Source organism: Flavobacteriaceae bacterium HL-DH10, from assembly GCA_031826515.1.
Lineage (GTDB): Bacteria > Bacteroidota > Bacteroidia > Flavobacteriales > Flavobacteriaceae > Thalassobellus > Thalassobellus suaedae.
This window is the reverse complement of sequence record CP134536.1, coordinates 1,260,253-1,277,331: the sequence shown is the minus strand read 5'-3', so window position 1 is coordinate 1,277,331 and position 17,079 is coordinate 1,260,253. Positions and strand designations below refer to the sequence as shown.

Here is a 17,079-nt window from a genome sequence, read left to right as displayed (position 1 = left end):
TAATGAGTCCGAACTTTTTATCGAAAGCCTTATGTTTAACTAAAACCGTAGTAATTGGATCCTGACCCCGCGAGTTTTAAAGTTTTTTTTATAGCAATTGATTTTTCAATGGCATTTGGATATGTATTGTTGTTTTTCCTTTTAACATGTTCAGCTCTTATTTCTGGTGCTGAAGTGGCTCTTTTTTCGCTTTCTAAAACAGATATAGAAGCTGGATTAGAAGCAAAGTCTAAACGTATTCAAATTATTTCAAAATTATTAGTGCGTCCCAAAAAGTTATTAGCCACCATTTTAGTTGCTAATAATTTTATAAATATTGCCATTGTAATTTTGTTTGCATATTTGGGTCGTTTTTTATTTGAGTCTATAGAAAATCCAATTCTTCAATTTACTATAGAAGTTATTATTGTTACTTTTTTGATTTTACTTTTTGGCGAGATTTTACCCAAAATTTATGCAAGTAGAAATAATTTAAAGTTTGCTAGTTTTATGGCATACCCATTAAGGGTTTTAGATGTTCTATTATCGCCAGTTAGTTTGCCTATGCGAAGTGTAACGCTAGCTATACATAGAAAATTAGGGAAGCAAAAGTCTAATTTAAGTGTCGATCAATTGTCTCAGGCTCTAGAATTAACAAGTGAAGAAGATACCACAAAAGAAGAACACAAGATTTTGCAAGGTATTGTGTCTTTTGGAAATACGGATACGAAACAAGTTATGCGTCCTAGAATTGATATTTTTGCTCTTAATATTGAACAGAAATATGTTGATATTATGCCAGAAATAATTGCTAATGGCTATTCTAGAATCCCTGTTTATAAAGACAATATAGATACTATTAAAGGGATTCTTTATGTGAAAGATTTGTTGCCTTTTATTGATAGAAAACAATTTGATTGGACAAGTTTAATACGAGAGCCTTTCTTTGTGCCAGAGAATAAAAAGTTAGATGATTTAATGGCGGAGTTTCAAGAAAAGAAAGTGCATTTAGCTATGGTAGTTGATGAGTATGGCGGTACTTCCGGCTTAATTTCTTTAGAAGATATTATTGAAGAAATTGTGGGCGATATTAGTGATGAGTTTGATGATGAAGATTTAATGTATTCTAAATTAGATAACAATAATTATGTGTTTGAAGGGAAAACAGCTTTAAAAGATTTTTATAAAATTATAAAAGAAGAAAATGCTTCTGTTTTTGAAGAAAACAAAGGAGAGGCTGAAACTGTAGCAGGTTTTGTCCTTGAAATTTCTGGTAGTTTTCCTAAATTAAATAGTAAAATAAATTTTGAAAATTACGTTTTTACTATTGAAGCTTTAGATAAAAAACGTATCAAACTAGTAAAATTCACAATAAGATAATGGTTAAGAATTTTTACATTTTATTGTTTATGATATCCTTTTTTTCTTGTGGAGAAGATTATGTGCCAAAGCCTAAAGCTTTTTTACGGTTAGATTATCCAGAAGCAAAATATGTTCAGACAAAATTAGAACTGCCTTTTGCTTTTGAAACCAACTTGTTGGCTACAAAAGTGAGCTCTAAGCAGGTAAAATCAACAACTCGGAGTTATGGTTTAAATATTGAATACCCATCGTTAAATGCAACTTTGTTTTTAACCTATAAACCTATAGGTGGTAGTGATGGAAAATTAATAAATTATATTAAGGATGCTCAAAATTTTACTCAAAAACATATGATTAAGGCCGATGAAATTCCTGTGTTTCCTTATGAGAATAAAGAACGTAAAGTTTATGGGCAGTTTTCAGAAGTCATAGGAGATGTAGCATCGCCAGCACAATTTTATGTAACTGATAGTGTGAATCATTTTTTAACAGGCTCTTTGTATTTTAATGTAAAAACTAAATACGATTCTATTTTGCCTGCAGCCTATTATTTAGAAAAAGATATTAGGCATATTATGGAAACTATAAAATGGAAATAAAAAAGCTTCACTAATGTAGTGAAGCTTTTTTATTATATTTTGCTGTGCAAACAGCTTAATTTTTTCAGGAGGAATCTATTTTTTATTTAGTATTCGAAAAAGCATCAACCGTTTTCATGTCAGCAACTTTATAAATATCGGCTACCTTAGTAACGGTTTCTTCCAGCAAGTTAGGTGTTACTTTAGCCTCGTTATATTCAACCATAGCTAACTTTTTATCAAAATCTACTTTAGCAGTTTTCACACCATCCATTTTGGCTATTTTCTTTTCAATTGTAGCCGCACAACCAATAGCGCAAGTCATTCCATTAATAGTGAATTCTGCTTTAGCATAAGTTGCATTGGGGTCTAACTCTTTTACTGTTTCAGTTGCAACTTCAATGGTTTTAATTTCTGCTTTATTAGTGTTCTTACAGCTAAAAAAAATAGTTGCAATTACAAATAGACTTAATATACTTTTTATAGTTTTCATTTGTTTCTGTTTATTATTTTTTACGACTACAAAACTACTAAATATTGCTGTTTTAGGTTGTTAAAAAATCAGATTTTATAACTCTTAATTATAAAGGAAAATACCATTTACTTTAGAAAGTGATAAAAAAATTATTATAATACATAATTTTTCACGAAATTGAAGTACACATAATATAGATAAATATGAAAAAAATATCACTTACTCTTAGGTTTGGACTTGTTACTAGTGCTGTTTTAATTGCGTATTTTTTAATTTTAGCACTTTTTAATTTAAATACAAATCCTGTTTTTAGTTTTTTTAATGCTGTTATTACTGCTTTTGGAATTTATGAAGTTGTTCGTTTAAGAAAACTAAATGAACCAAATTCTTTTTCTTATGGAGAAGGTTTTAAAATTGGTATAACTACTGGTGCTATCGCTACTATTATATTTACAGTTTTTTTCTTATTTTATTCTACTGAAATTAATCATGATTTTTTACCTCTATTATTAGATTCTATGAATGGTAGTTTTGATATAAATGAAGGTTTAATTGCTTTTATTGTTGCTATTATGGGATTTGCAACTACTATAGTTTCCACACTGGTTGTTATGCAACTTTTTAAAAACAGCGGAAATGTTAATCAAAACAAATAAAACGTTTGTAGATTAATTATTTAGCTGTATATTTGCACTCATTTTTGAACAAAATTAATAAATAAAAACGTTACGCTATGTACGCAATTGTAGAGATAGCAGGGCAACAATTTAAAGTTGTTAAAGACCAAAGAGTTTTTGTTAACCGTTTACAAACAGAAGAAGGTAAGAAAGTTTCTTTCGATAATGTTCTTCTTTTAGATGATGGTAACAATGTAACTGTAGGCGCCCCGGCTATAGACGGAGCTCAAGTAGGAGCAAAAGTCTTAAAGCACCTTAAAGGTGATAAAGTTATAGTTTTCAAAAAGAAAAGACGTAAAGGATACCGTGTTAAAAATGGTCACCGTCAGTCTTTAACTGAAATTGTAATTGAAAGTATTGCTGCTTCAGGAGCTAAAAAAGCTGCTCCAGCAAAAGCAGAACCTAAAGTTGAAGCTGCTGCACCAAAAGCAGAAGCAAATCAAGATTTAAGCAAATTAACAGTTGCTGAATTAAAAGACTTAGCAAAAGCTAAAGGTGTTGAAGGTATTTCTTCTATGAAGAAAGCCGATTTAATAGCTGCTTTAAGTTAATATTAAAAATTAAAATCGAAATAAAATGGCACATAAAAAAGGAGTCGGAAGTTCGAAAAATGGTAGAGAATCAGAATCAAAACGTTTAGGTGTTAAGATTTTTGGTGGACAAGCTGCATTAGCTGGAAATATCATTGTAAGACAAAGAGGAAATACACATCACCCAGGTGAGAATGTATATTCTTCAAAAGATCACACATTACACGCTTATGTTGATGGTGTTGTAAAGTTTACAAAGAAAAAAGATAACAAATCTTATGTTTCTATTGAGCCTTTTGATGCTTAAGAAATAATTTTTCTTTTAAAAATTTAAAGCCCTTTCTGTTTACAGAAAGGGCTTTTTTTTGTTTGAATATAATTGAAATTCTTTTTTATTAATTTGTTTTCAATAATCCCTTAGTATCATCAAAAGTTTTTATTAATGTTAATTAAGTGTAAAATTCAATTGTTTTATATTGATAGATAACCTTTATTTAAAAATTACTTAAAACACTTGCCTTATTGATTTTGTTATTTCGTACGATATAAAAAACTAACAAAAATCATGAAAAAAAATTACGCATTATCATTGTTTATTACAATGATATCTTTTTTAACTTTTGCACAAGAAGGTAATATACAGGGAGTTGTTATAGATAATGATGGTCTCCAAGTTCCTTTTAGTAACATCTTAATTGAGTCTTTAAATAAAGGAGCTTATTCAGATGTCGATGGAAATTTTTTATTACTGGAAGTTCCTGCAGGAAATCAAGCCATAACAGTTAAGTATTTAGGTTATGAAGATGCTAAAATGGATGTTATGGTGCAAGATGGTAAAACATCTACTGTTACAATAACTATTAAGCCTAAAGCATTAGCATTAGACGATATTGTTATTAACGGATTTAATAGCGGACAAGCAAAAGCTTTAAACGCGCAAAAAAACAAACAAAATATTACTAATATTGTGTCTACCGATCAAATCGGGAAATTTCCAGATGCTAATATCGGTGATGCTGTAAAACGTATTCCTGGTATCACGATGCAAGTCGATCAAGGGGAAGCGCGTAATGTTATTATTAGAGGTCTTGCTCCTCAATTAAACTCGGTTACTCTAAACGGAAGTCGTATTCCTTCAGCCGAAGGTGATAATAGAAATGTTCAAATGGATTTAATTCCGTCAGACATGATTCAACTTATAGAAGTTAATAAAGCGGTAACTCCAGATATGGATGCTGATGCTTTAGGAGGATCTGTAAATTTAGTAACAAGAACCTCTCCTAATGGTTATAGAGTATCTGCTACACTGGGTTCGGGCGTTAATTTTATTACTAACAAGAAAATCCTTAACGGGTCTTTTTTAGTTGGTGGAAAATCTGAAAACAAAAAATTTGGATGGATGCTTTCAACTTCAATTAACGATAATGATTTTGGATCGGATAATGTAGAAGCTGTTTGGGTTAATGAAGCTGAAAATATGGTTGGTGATGATGTAGAAGTAAAACCATATATTGAAGAATCTGATATAAGAACCTATTTAGTAGAACGTATTCGTCGTAGCTTCTCTGCTAATTTCGATTATGCTTTTGATGCTAATAATACTATTTATTTAAAAACGATGTATAACTGGAGAGACGATAGAGAAAATCGTTATAGACTGCGATACAAAAAAATAGAGGCAGAATTAGATGCTTCAGATAACATTATAGGTTATACAGGTGAAATTGATAGACAGACTAAAGGTGGTATTGACAGTAACAGGAATAAAAATGCGCGTCTTGAAGATCAGCGTATGCAAAACTACAGCTTAGGTGGAAACCATTTATTGGGTACCTTAGAAATGGATTGGATGACTTCTTTTTCAACAGCATCAGAAGAGCGTTTGAATGAGCGTTACATATCATATAGAGTAAAAGATGTGGCTTTAAATGAAGATTTATCAGATACAGAATTTCCGTTACTTACTCCTGTAAACGCTAGTGATGTAGATTTTAGCGAATTTGGTTTAAAAGAAATAACCGAAGAAAATCAATATACTGACGAAAAAGATTTTAATGCGTTTGTGAATTTTAAATTGCCAGTAAACTTTTTTAATACAAATGATGGGTTTATTAAGTTTGGTGGACGCTCTAAAGTTAAAAACAAGGAACGTGAAAATAACTTTTTTGAATATGCTCCGTTAAACTCTGCTTTCGATGATTTAACAGCTTTACCGCTAATAGATCAAACAGATTCAGATTACTTAGCAGGAAGTAAATATGCTGCAGGACAATTTGTAGACAATAAGTTTTTAGGAAGTTTAGATTTAAATAATGCTTCTTTATTTGAAGTTGAAGATGTTCCTAGTGAATACGCAAGGGCAAATTACAAAGTAAAAGAGTATGTATATGCAGGTTATTTTATGGCTAATCAAAAAATTTCGAATAAGTTTAGTGTATTAGCAGGTTTAAGAGTAGAAGGAACTAAAACCAAAGCAACAGGGAATCAAATTGAGGATGAAGAAGATATTTTAGGTACCATTACTAAAGAAAAAGATTATGCTCATATATTACCAGGAGTGCATTTAAAATATAATTTAAATGATAGAACTGTTTTACGTTTTGCTTGGACGAATACATTAGCAAGACCAAATTATGCCGATATAGTGCCAAATAGAGATGTTATTACAGATGATGAAGAAATAGTTTTAGGAAATCCAGATTTAAGTGCAACAACTTCTATGAACTTTGATGTTATGGCAGAACATTATTTTAAGAACGTAGGTATTATTTCAGGAGGATTGTTTCAAAAAGGAATAAAAGACTTTATTTATACTTATCAATATGAAGATACTGCTACTGGTTTTGATGTGTTTCAACCACAAAATGGTGACGATGCTAGTATTTTTGGTGCCGAGGTTAATTTTCAACGTCAGTTAGATTTCTTACCAGGATTTGCTAAAAACTTTAGTATCATGGTAAACTACACATACTTAACATCTAATGCAGATGGAATAAGAAATAGTGATGGAGAAGAGAGAAGTGATTTAGATTTGCCAGGAACTGCACCAAATATGTTTAACGGGTCGTTAGCATATACTAGTAATAGATTAAGCTTACGTTTATCTGCAAACTATTCAGATTCTTATATTGATGAAATTGGAGGTAATGCTTTTGAAGATAGATACTACGGCGAACAATTTTTGGTAGATTTTAATGGATCTTACAAAATAGGAAATGGTTTTAGTGCATACTTTTCTTTGAATAATATTACAGATCAACCCTTGCGATATTTTCAAGGCGTTAAAGCAAGAACCATGCAAATGGAGTACTACGGAAGACGTCTTACCTTTGGTTTAAAATATGATTTATTCAAGAAAAAATAAGAACCTAAAATGCGTAAATTAAAAATAAATATTGTTTTTGGTATTACTGTTTTGCTTTTGGGTTGTATGGCCAAATTACCAGAAATAGTAGCCACTATCGTAACAGAGCAAACACCTCATGATACCGATGATCCTGCAATTTGGATAAACCCAAAAGATGCTTCAAAAAGTATAGTTTTTGGAACTGATAAAGATACAGATGGAGGCATTTATGCCTTTGATTTGAAAGGAAAAATTATTAAAAATAAAAGCATTACAAATGTAAAAAGACCTAATAATATCGATTTAGAATATGGTTTCAAGTTGAATGATTCTACTAAAGTAGATGTCATTGCATTTACCGAAAGAGAACGTCATCAAATACGTTTGTTTTCAGTTCCAGAGATGAACCCATTAGATCATGGCGGTTTTAAAGTGTTTACTGATGTTACTGAGCCAGAGTTTAACCTACCTATGGGTATCGCGCTTTACAAATCGTCAAAAACAGAAAGGCTTTATGCTATTGTGGGAAGAAAAGCAGGCCCAATGGAAGGTTATTTATACCAATATGAAATAGTTTCAGATAGTTTAGGTGTACATGCTAATTTTGTTAGAAGTTTTGGAGCATTTAGTGGTAAAAAGGAAATTGAAGCTATTGCTGTAGATAATGAAACAGGTATTGTGTATTATTCTGATGAGAAGCATTGCATTCGTAAATATTATGCAGAACCATCAATGGGTGATAAGGAGATTTATTGTTTTGGAGGCGAGTATTTTAAACAAGATATAGAAGGTATTGCTATTGCTAAATATGAAGACAAAGGGTTTTTAATTGTATCTAATCAGCAATCAAATACGTTTAATATTTTCGATTTAAAAACGAATGTTTTTATTAAAGAGATTAATTTAGGAACCACAGAAACCGATGGTTGCGATGTTACTACAGAATCTCTTGGAAGTGCATTTCCTAATGGTTTATTTGTGTCTATGAACAACGATAGAAACTTTTATTTTCATGATTTAGCGACCCTTAAATTAATAGAATAAAAGTGTTCTTTAAAAATTTAAGAGCTCTTACTGTTTTAGTGAGGGCTTTTTTTATTGATTTATAAAAAATAAATTACTAACTTAGTGTATTGCGTTTGTAAACACAGAATTTTTTTGAAACAAAAAATCCTGTTTAGATTTCCTGCCTTTGCAGGAATGACAATTTTAATAGAAATCCTAAGGCATTGCCTAGAGAAATTCTTTTAGATTAAATATTGTTTCACTTAAAACTATTTTTTATGCAACTTCCTTTTAGATCTGAGATTAGAAATTCCCCAAACCAGCAAACTATCAAGATTTTCTTGAGTGATGAGACTTTAGACACTAAAATAAAAAATCATCTACAACATTTTAAGGAAATAGAGCTTATTGAAATTAGGGAAAGTATGGGGCAGAATCGTGCGGATGAAAACATTACTATTTTTTTAAAAGATGATGTAGATATTAATAAAATGAAAGCTTCTATTGATTCCAGCTTGTGGTGGTATTTTGAAGAAGATATGGTTGATGAATAGAAATAAATAAAAAAACCCTCACATTTCTGTAAGGGTTCTAATTATAATGTAGTTTCAGTTTATGAGATTCTTGCTTTCGCAGGAACTTAATTAATATCTGTAATGTTCTGGCTTATAAGGACCGTCAACAGTGACACCAATATAACTGGCTTGGTCGTCACGAAGCTCTGTAAGTTCTACTCCAATTTTAGCTAGGTGTAATTTTGCGACTTTTTCATCTAATGCTTTTGGTAACATGTACACGTTGTTTTCATAAGCATCGGCATTAGTCCAAAGTTCTATTTGAGCTAAAGTTTGGTTTGTAAATGAGTTACTCATTACAAAACTTGGGTGACCAGTTGCACAACCTAAATTTACTAAACGCCCTTCGGCAAGAATAATAACATCTTTTCCGTTTATAGTATATTTATCTACTTGAGGTTTGATGGTGTTTTTGGTATGACCGTGGTTTTTGTTTAACCAGGCCATATCTATTTCGTTATCGAAATGCCCAATGTTACAAACAATAGCTTTGTCTTTTAAAGCTTCAAAATGATGACTTTGAACAATATCTTTATTTCCTGTTGTTGTAATTACAATATCTGTATTGCCAATAACCGTTTCTAGTTTTTTAACTTCAAAACCGTCCATAGCCGCTTGAAGTGCACATATTGGGTCAATTTCTGTAACAGTTACAATACTTCCAGCGCCTTTAAAAGAAGCCGCTGTACCTTTACCAACATCGCCATAACCACAAACAGTAACACGTTTTCCAGCTAACATAATATCGGTAGCACGACGAATAGCATCTACAGCACTTTCTTTACACCCATATTTGTTATCAAATTTCGATTTTGTTACCGAATCGTTTACGTTAATTGCAGGCATAGTTAGTGTGCCATTTTTTACACGTTCGTAAAGTCTGTGAACACCAGTAGTTGTTTCTTCAGATAAACCATTAATACCAGCAGATAATTCTGGGTATTTGTCTAAAACCATATTGGTTAAATCGCCACCATCATCCAGAATCATGTTCAGTGGTTTTCTGTCTTCACCAAAAAATAAGGTTTGCTCAATACACCAATCAAATTCTTCTTCGGTCATGTCTTTCCAAGCATAAACCGCTGTTCCTGCAGCAGCAATAGCAGCAGCAGCTTGATCTTGAGTTGAAAATATATTACAAGAACTCCAAGTAACTTCGGCTCCTAAAGCTTGTAAGGTTTCAATTAAAACCGCTGTTTGAATAGTCATGTGTAAACATCCTGCAATTCTCGCACCTTTTAAGGGTTGAGATGCTCCATATTCTTCACGAAGACTCATTAGTCCTGGCATTTCAGCTTCAGCTAATTCTATTTCTTTTCTTCCCCAATCGGCAAGTGATAAGTCTTTAACTTTATTAGCTACGAAAGGAATCGTTTTTGTACTCATATTATTTTCTTTTTCAATTTTATAAAGGGAAAACATCTTTGCATTCGTATTTAAAATAGTTAAATTCGCTTATCAAAAATGTTTAATATGCCATTGGCGGTGCAAAGATAACTAATAACATTTAGAATATTAAATGCCACTTTATAAAACCATTACACCAAATTCACAAACTGTTGTTAAAATCTGGAAGATAGAAGAGTCTTTTAATGATTTAATGCACCCCATTAATTTAAAACCCGAAAGTTTAGAGCGTGTTTTAGGTATGAAAAGTGAGTTGCATCAGCGTGGGTTTTTAAGTGTACGTCATTTGTTAGCAGCCTTTGGATATGAGGATTCCGATTTGTTTTATGATGAAAATGGAAAACCACATTTAAAAGATGGTAAGCAAATTTCTATAACGCACTCCTTTATTTTTTCTGCAGTTATAATAAGCGATTTAATTATAGGTGTTGATATTGAAAAGCAACGTGATAAAATAAATGTTATCGCTCATAAATTTATTGATTATGAGTTTGATTATTTAAATGAAAGGGATATAAGTTATACAAAAAAATTGACAGTTATTTGGTGTATAAAAGAATCGTTATATAAGTTGTATGCGACCCCTGGATTAAGCTTTAAAAAGCATTGTTTGGTCATCCCGTTTGAAATAATAGATGAAGAAACGAATGCTTGGATTGATTATAAAACGAAAAAGCATCGTTATGATATTCAATTTTTAGAGTTTGAAGGTTTTACCTGTGCTTTTGCTATGGCGCCTAATGAATAATATTTATAACAACATAAATGATTCGATTTTAAATGGTGAAAAACTACTAGCAGTTTTAATAGATCCTGATAAGTTTTTAATTGAAACTACGTGCCGTTTTATTAAAAAAGTAAATACATCTATAGCCACTCATATTTTTGTTGGCGGTAGTACAGTAGATGTTGATTCGACAGAAATTTTGGTCACTGAAATTAAAAAGTACACCAATTTACCAATTGTTTTATTTCCTGGTGATGTTTCACAAATTACTGATGAAGCCGATGCTATATTGTTTTTAAGTTTGATTTCTGGTAGAAACCCTGAATATTTAATAGGGAAGCATGTGCGTTCTATTTCAAAATTAAAAAACACAAGTTTAGAAGTAATTTCAACAGGCTATATTTTGATTGAAAGTGGAAAAGAAACTGCTGTAGCGTGTGTTACTGACACCAAGCCTATGTTAAGAAATAATATTCAAAACATTATAGATACCGCAAAAGCAGGCGAGTTGTTGGGTATGAAACTCATGTATTTAGAAGCGGGTAGTGGAGCCACAGTGCCTGTGGATGCAGACATTATTCCTCTTGTGAAAAAAAACCTAAAAATCCCGCTTATTGTTGGTGGCGGAATTCGTTGTAAACAACAATTAGAGAACGCTTATAATTCCGGAGCCGATATGGTTGTTATTGGTACTGCTTTTGAAGATGATGAATCGTTTTTTGATGATTTGAAATAGGTGGTTTTTCTATTTTTTTAGCTCAAAAACGTTCAGATATTCTTCATTTATTTCTATTGAATTTATTTTTGTTTTATCTAAAATTTGAGGTAAGTCAAAATAAATTTTAGGATTTTCTCCGTAGGGTTCAATTTCAAAAATTAATGGCACATCTTTTTCTAATTTAATATCAGTAAGATTTATAGACCAAGTAGTATCGTTATTAAAATTATCTGCAACCAAATTTTCGCCAGAATAGCATGTTATTTTGTCTCCAGAATAATTAAGTCTTAAATATATGTTTTTGTATGTGTCTATTTGAGTTTTATCTAAAGTTAGTTGGTATCTGTTTGGTGTGAAACCAAAATCTTGATATTGGATTGGTTTTTCTGTTATTACAGGTTTTGTTTTGTTACGAACAAGATCCCAAGGTGCAGGAATTTTGTATTGCTCTGTGTTTAGCCAGCTTAGATCTGTTGGAATAAGTATTTTGTTTGCGTTATAGAATTCAACTTCTAAAACACCAACAAAAGCTTTTTTATTTTTTACATAAGGAAAATCTAATAGGATGTCGTTTTCTCCTTTTTTAAAATACCCTGTAAAGTCTAATTGGCTTGTTTTTTCAATAGCTATGTTTTGATTGAGCCATTTACCATTGATACGAATTATACAAGTTTCTTCTGTTAGAAAATGAAAAGTGGCTTTTTTGATGTCTGCAGTGTTTTCAACTTTAAAATGCTTAAAAAACTGTTTGTGATACATCTCATTTTTATCTTGATAATTCTCTGGTGAAATTTGAAGCCATTTTGCTTCATCAATTAAATCGACTTTTTCAAGATTAAAGTTGATGTTATTTTTTTCGTTTTTTATGGTGTAATATTTAAAGCCGTTTTTAGTTTTGCTTGATGATTTCAATGTGCTGTTTAATGCAATAACTTCATCGGTTTCATGAGTTGAAAACACGTGTAGATTTTCATTTTCATTCATCACTAAATGGGCTGTAGAGAGAAATGCATATGTTTTGTTTTTGCTTTTGAAATACCAAAAGTTATCCATTTGCTTTTCTGATAATACAAAAATGCGCTTCACAGAACCATCCCTATTTTTAATAATAATAGGATTGCTTAGTCCTGATTTAATAGTATTCAATAAATAACCATCATTCTTTTTTTCTTGCTTTAGACCATTAATAGTAACTGTCCCAATGCTTTTTGAATCAAATAGAAACTCGGTGTTTATGTTTTTCGTTTCCGTAAAATACCAGTCTTCAGTTTTTTTAGTTTTAATATTACAAATGGGTTGGGCAGTGGCATATTTTAATATATTATTACCCATTTTAAGATTTACAGGCCATATAAAAACGGTGCTGTCTTCTATGTTTATTGATGAAGATGGAATTTTAATATCTCCTTCTTTTAATTTAATATGAAATTGTACATCTTTTTTAGTAGTTTTTTTATGTCCTCTATAATAATTTGAAACGAATAAATACCCGCTATTATCTTTTACTCTAAAAGCGTATTGCAAATCGTCTGGATTGTCGTTGTTTGAAGGAATAATGGGTGTCATGGGAGCAAGTTGCTCTCCAAACTCCGACAAGAAATAATGTAAAGGTTTTAATTTATGATATGCTGATGATATTTCGCCAGTTTCTCTTAAAGCAGCTTGAAAATCATAAGATATAATTGGGTATTCATTCCAATAACCAGATTCATATCTTTCCTCGTGCAATGTGGTGAGTTTTCCAACAGGGTTTAAGCCACCTGCAAATACATAATATCCTGGTAAGTTACTTCCAGAAGCTACGTTTGATGTTGCAATAGTTATGCCGTCAATAGGGTTTAAAACAGGTCTTCTGTGTTCTGAAATTTGGTTGCCAATTCCTAATTCGCAAGTAAAGTATGGGTATAACGAGTAATTTGGTTGGTATTTAGTAGTACTGGCTTCGTTTCCTATACTTTGATCGTTTATAGGTTTGTTAAACACATAACTGGCATTAGATTTTATTTCTTTAATATTGGTATTCCAAGGAGCAGCAGGATAACCTCCCCAAAGCGGTATAACTTCATTTTCTGGAGTAGACGTATTTCTCCAGCCAGTAATGGTATACATGGGCACATCAATGCCGTAGTTTAAAGCTATATTTTTTAAAGTCATGATGTGTTTTTCGCCTCCTTTTCCTCTCCAATATTCGTTTTCTAATTGAATTCCAATAACAGGACCATCATCTTTATAATAAAGTCCTTTTAATTGCTCGGAAATTTCACGATACCATTGGTCAACATATTCAAGATATTTGGCATCGTTAGTTCGTGGTTTAAATGCTTCTTGGTTCACAATCCAATCTGGTAATCCACCATTTCTAACTTCGCCATGACACCATGGACCAATTCGAGGATATGCCCAAACATCATGCTTTTTACATAGCTCTATAAAACGTTTTAAGTTTTTACTTCCTTCCCAATTAAAAGTTCCTTTTTCCTCTTCGTGATAAATCCAAAAAACATAGGTAGAAATAATGGTAATGCCATTGGCTTTCATTTTTAGAATTAAATCTTCCCACTTATCAGGATTACATCTTGAAAAATGAATTTCTCCCATAACAGGAATCATGGGTTTGCTTGCTAATGATAAGAACTTATTGTTTATAGTAATTTCTTTTCCAGTTGATCCTGGATTACCCATTTTTAAGCTATTCTCAATAATTTTTGGAGTTTCAATTTGTGCGTCAATAGTAATCGTTTGACTATTAACAGACTTTGTAGCTAATAATAAAATGAGAATATAATGAAAGTAAAACTTCATAATAACTAAACGTTTTTAAGTAATATTTATGGATTTTCTTTTACATAAGAATTCCATATTGTACGTTCTTTCTTTTCAAATAACTCATTAATAATGTCTAATGAAATAGTATCATTAGGTTTGAAATCATCTGAATTTATATAGCTTATAATGCTTTTGTATAATTGTTTTGCTACAGGTTGGTTGTCATTAACTCCATCTAAATTAATACTACAAACTATCAACTTTCCACCATTTACATGTGCTTCAAAAAGCATTGCTAATCGTCTATTTAAAAACCAAGTATCAATAGGTTGAACGATTGGTCTAAAATTAGGCGGGAAGTTTTCTAAATTCATAATTTGCTGTCTATTTGCAATTTCCCACCATTGTAAATCAGCATAATAATCTGTTGGAAAATCATTAAACACAGGATGTTTGTCTTTCAGTAAAATGCCTGTTGTGTGTGGTGGTCTCATTTTAAACCAAGATGTATTCCAAAAAACAGGGGTTTGATACTGCACAATATCTTTTCCGTTTTCTACTTTACCAGCAGCAAGTAATAATACGTTGCCGCCTTGTTTTAAAATTTGAGTTGCTTTTTTATCTAAACTTTTGGTGATGTAGATGTCATTAACATTAACCTTTGTTTCAGTTTTAGGATATACCCAAACATACCATTGATTTGTATAGTTTCCTACATGAACTTTTAAAGTTAATTTTGAAGCTTTATTTATAAAATTTAATGGTAAGTTAATGTCTCCAATTTTATTGCCTTTTCCAATAGGAATAGCTTCTGAATTTAAATGTCCTGATTGAAGTATTGTGTTTTCTTCATTAAGTAATTCCCATTTTGAGTTTGCATCTTTTAATACTTCACCACTAAAATTAGCAACTTCAACATTAGCTATTAAAGTTTCATCATTATAAAACGTATATTTTGGTAATCTTACAAGTGGTACAACATCATTACAAAACGATTTAAATTCTTCAGCAGAAATGTATCCTTTTTCATCCCAAAAAGCATCTAAAACTCCAACTAGCGCAGTGCCTTGACCAGAAAAATCATTTAAACTTAGCAACTGAAACCCTGCTAAATTAGGAGTTCGTAAAGTCGCTTCTATTTCTTGTTTGTAGCAAGAAGCTTGTAATTTACCCGATGCCATTAAAAAATCATTTGCCTGATCTGCCATATGGTGATCTTTTAAATCTTCTTGAAACAATTCAAAATTTTTAGCTTTTAGTGGACCTGTATATTTTTTAATTTCATCAAAATTAGGATACACACACCATTGTCCCATTTCGAAAGTGACATAAGGCCTATTTTGGTTTTCAGTTTTATCTCGGTAGTCAAATAGGCTTTGTGGTTGTTCATTTTTCCAATTTAAACCACGAGGAGGAGAGCGCACAATAAAATCGCTATTTTCAATAATAGACCAGCTTCTACCTGTTGATGCTCCAGTAAATACACGCTGAGGATCATAAGCTTTAAAATGACTCACCCAATTTTCTAAATAAGGAACATAATTTCCAGAAGGTTCATTTCCATAAGCCATCATACAAAACGAAGGGTGATTGCCGTAAGCATCAATAATGCGTTTTGTTTCTTCCATTAAATAGGTATCAATGGGTTTTCCGTTTCCTAAACTAACAGAATATTTTGCCCAACTTGGACCTTCAACTTGCAGGTAAATCCCCGCTTTATCTGCTGCTATAAAGGCAGCTTCTGGCGGGCAATACGAATGAAAACGCATGTGGTTTAATCCGAATGATTTACATATTTCATAAATACGTGTCCATGAAGCTTCATCTGTAGGAGGGTAACCCGTTAGCGGAAATACACTACATTCTGTAGTGCCTCTTAAAGATATTTGAGTGCCATTTATTTTGAAATGTTTTTCTTCTATAGTGAATGCTCGCATTCCGAAAACATCTTCTTTTACATCTTGAATACCATCTTCATTTTCTATGGCGACTTCAATTTTATATAGGTTTGGATTAAACTCGCTCCAAGTTTTAAAATCATCACCCATTGGGATTTTAATAATACATTCGGTTGAATTATTTTCAAAGTTGAAAGTTGAAGGTTCTAAATGCTGTTCATGATTTAAACCATTTATCTTAATTGAGACTTTTAAATTTTCTTGTGTTTTTTTATTCAGAATGATTTTAGCTTGAATGTTTTTATCGCTAAGATTAGGAGTTATTTTAAGTTGATTTATTTTATATTCATTGATTGGATACAAAATCATATTTCCAACAATGCCGTTCCAATTTCCTTGTGTATGGTCTGAAATACTATGCGAATTAATGCCAACATCTAAGTCTCTTATGGCATTATCTATACGAATAGTTACTGTGTGCTTTCCTGGATTTATATTTTGGTTAAAAGTATATTGGTGAGATGCCGATAAACTGTTTTGAGAGCCACCATAAACAGTGTCTATCCAAACTTGAGTTTGCCAATGTGGTCTTTCTAATTCTAAACCTAAGGTTTTGTCTTTCCAGTTTTCTGGAATTATAATGTCTTTTTGATACCAAGCAGCTCCTACATAATGTTTGTCTGGAGTTAACCAAAATGGAAATTTTAAGCTATCTTTTTTTCTGTATTTACGCATTGTTGGGTTAAAAAACCATGTGCTATCGTAAATACTTCCTGTCCATTCGGTTGTTAATGTTGGATTGTCTCCAATGCCTTTATCTCTCAAAGAACTTGGAAGTTGAATGGTATCTTTGAATTTAAGAGTTTGCCATTTTTCTTTTAAACCAACGTTTTCTTTGTCTAGTTTGTACGACCAATTTCCTTTTAGATCAATTTGTTTAGTAGGAGTGGCGCATTGTACTATTGTGAATATTATTACAAAGAGCGCCCCTAATTTTATCGATATATTTAAGCTTTTTTTTTGAAAGATATTCATG

At 31.4% G+C, this 17,079-nt stretch carries 14 protein-coding genes; 10 read left to right on the top strand and 4 right to left on the bottom strand.

Going from position 1 to position 17,079, the window contains the following annotated elements; genetic code table 11:
* The first annotated feature begins 54 nt into the window (after positions 1–54).
* Positions 55–1,359 carry a gliding motility-associated protein GldE gene (locus RHP49_05640; protein ID WNH13737.1) on the top strand — a complete coding sequence of 435 codons (1,305 nt, stop codon included), beginning with the start codon at positions 55–57 and terminating at the stop codon, positions 1,357–1,359.
* Between the two features lie 29 nt (positions 1,360–1,388).
* On the top strand, positions 1,389–1,940 hold the full coding sequence (gene gldD / locus RHP49_05635) for a gliding motility lipoprotein GldD (protein WNH13736.1): 552 nt from the start codon (positions 1,389–1,391) through the stop codon (positions 1,938–1,940).
* An 82-nt stretch (positions 1,941–2,022) separates the two neighbouring features.
* Here the strand turns inward: gldD and RHP49_05630 are convergent, their stop codons facing one another.
* Positions 2,023–2,412 carry a heavy metal-associated domain-containing protein gene (locus RHP49_05630; protein WNH13735.1) on the bottom strand — a complete coding sequence of 130 codons (390 nt, stop codon included), beginning with the start codon at positions 2,410–2,412 and terminating at the stop codon, positions 2,023–2,025.
* A 185-nt stretch (positions 2,413–2,597) separates the two neighbouring features.
* On the opposite strand from RHP49_05630, the gene RHP49_05625 reads away from it, so the two are divergent.
* The 6 genes from RHP49_05625 to RHP49_05600 all read left to right on the top strand — a co-directional run bounded on the left by RHP49_05625 (position 2,598) and on the right by RHP49_05600 (position 8,506).
* Positions 2,598–3,050, top strand: a complete 453-nt coding sequence (locus RHP49_05625; protein ID WNH13734.1) for a DUF4199 domain-containing protein — start codon at positions 2,598–2,600, stop codon at positions 3,048–3,050.
* A 77-nt stretch (positions 3,051–3,127) separates the two neighbouring features.
* Entirely contained in the window at positions 3,128–3,622 is a 495-nt protein-coding gene (gene rplU, locus RHP49_05620) for a 50S ribosomal protein L21 (protein WNH13733.1), read from the top strand.
* A 25-nt stretch (positions 3,623–3,647) separates the two neighbouring features.
* A complete protein-coding gene (rpmA, locus tag RHP49_05615; GenBank protein WNH13732.1) occupies positions 3,648–3,908 on the top strand; it encodes a 50S ribosomal protein L27 in 261 nt (86 codons plus the stop codon).
* 258 nt (positions 3,909–4,166) lie between these two features.
* Complete coding sequence (locus tag RHP49_05610; protein ID WNH13731.1) at positions 4,167–6,965, top strand: TonB-dependent receptor; 2,799 nt, start codon at positions 4,167–4,169, stop codon at positions 6,963–6,965.
* 9 nt (positions 6,966–6,974) lie between these two features.
* A complete protein-coding gene (locus RHP49_05605) occupies positions 6,975–7,991 on the top strand; it encodes a phytase (protein WNH13730.1) in 1,017 nt (338 codons plus the stop codon).
* A gap of 239 nt (positions 7,992–8,230) precedes the next feature.
* Positions 8,231–8,506, top strand: coding sequence for a hypothetical protein (locus RHP49_05600; protein ID WNH13729.1), 276 nt, complete (start codon positions 8,231–8,233; stop codon positions 8,504–8,506).
* 90 nt (positions 8,507–8,596) lie between these two features.
* On the opposite strand, the gene ahcY is transcribed toward RHP49_05600, so the two are convergent.
* Positions 8,597–9,913, bottom strand: coding sequence for an adenosylhomocysteinase (ahcY, locus tag RHP49_05595; GenBank protein ID WNH13728.1), 1,317 nt, complete (start codon positions 9,911–9,913; stop codon positions 8,597–8,599).
* Positions 9,914–10,046: 133 nt separating this feature from the next.
* On the opposite strand from ahcY, the gene RHP49_05590 reads away from it, so the two are divergent.
* Positions 10,047–10,682, top strand: coding sequence for a 4'-phosphopantetheinyl transferase superfamily protein (locus RHP49_05590; protein ID WNH13727.1), 636 nt, complete (start codon positions 10,047–10,049; stop codon positions 10,680–10,682).
* Positions 10,675–11,397 (top strand): geranylgeranylglyceryl/heptaprenylglyceryl phosphate synthase, encoded by a 723-nt coding sequence (locus tag RHP49_05585; GenBank protein WNH13726.1) that lies wholly within the window; start codon positions 10,675–10,677, stop codon positions 11,395–11,397. The genes RHP49_05590 and RHP49_05585 overlap by 8 nt, the downstream gene beginning before the upstream one ends.
* Positions 11,398–11,406: 9 nt before the next feature.
* On the opposite strand, the gene RHP49_05580 is transcribed toward RHP49_05585, so the two are convergent.
* Together RHP49_05580 and RHP49_05575 are read right to left on the bottom strand one after the other, a co-directional pair.
* Positions 11,407–14,181, bottom strand: a complete 2,775-nt coding sequence (locus RHP49_05580; protein WNH13725.1) for a beta-galactosidase — start codon at positions 14,179–14,181, stop codon at positions 11,407–11,409.
* Between the two features lie 26 nt (positions 14,182–14,207).
* Positions 14,208–17,078 carry a glycoside hydrolase family 2 TIM barrel-domain containing protein gene (locus RHP49_05575; protein WNH13724.1) on the bottom strand — a complete coding sequence of 957 codons (2,871 nt, stop codon included), beginning with the start codon at positions 17,076–17,078 and terminating at the stop codon, positions 14,208–14,210.
* Position 17,079 lies beyond the last annotated feature (1 nt).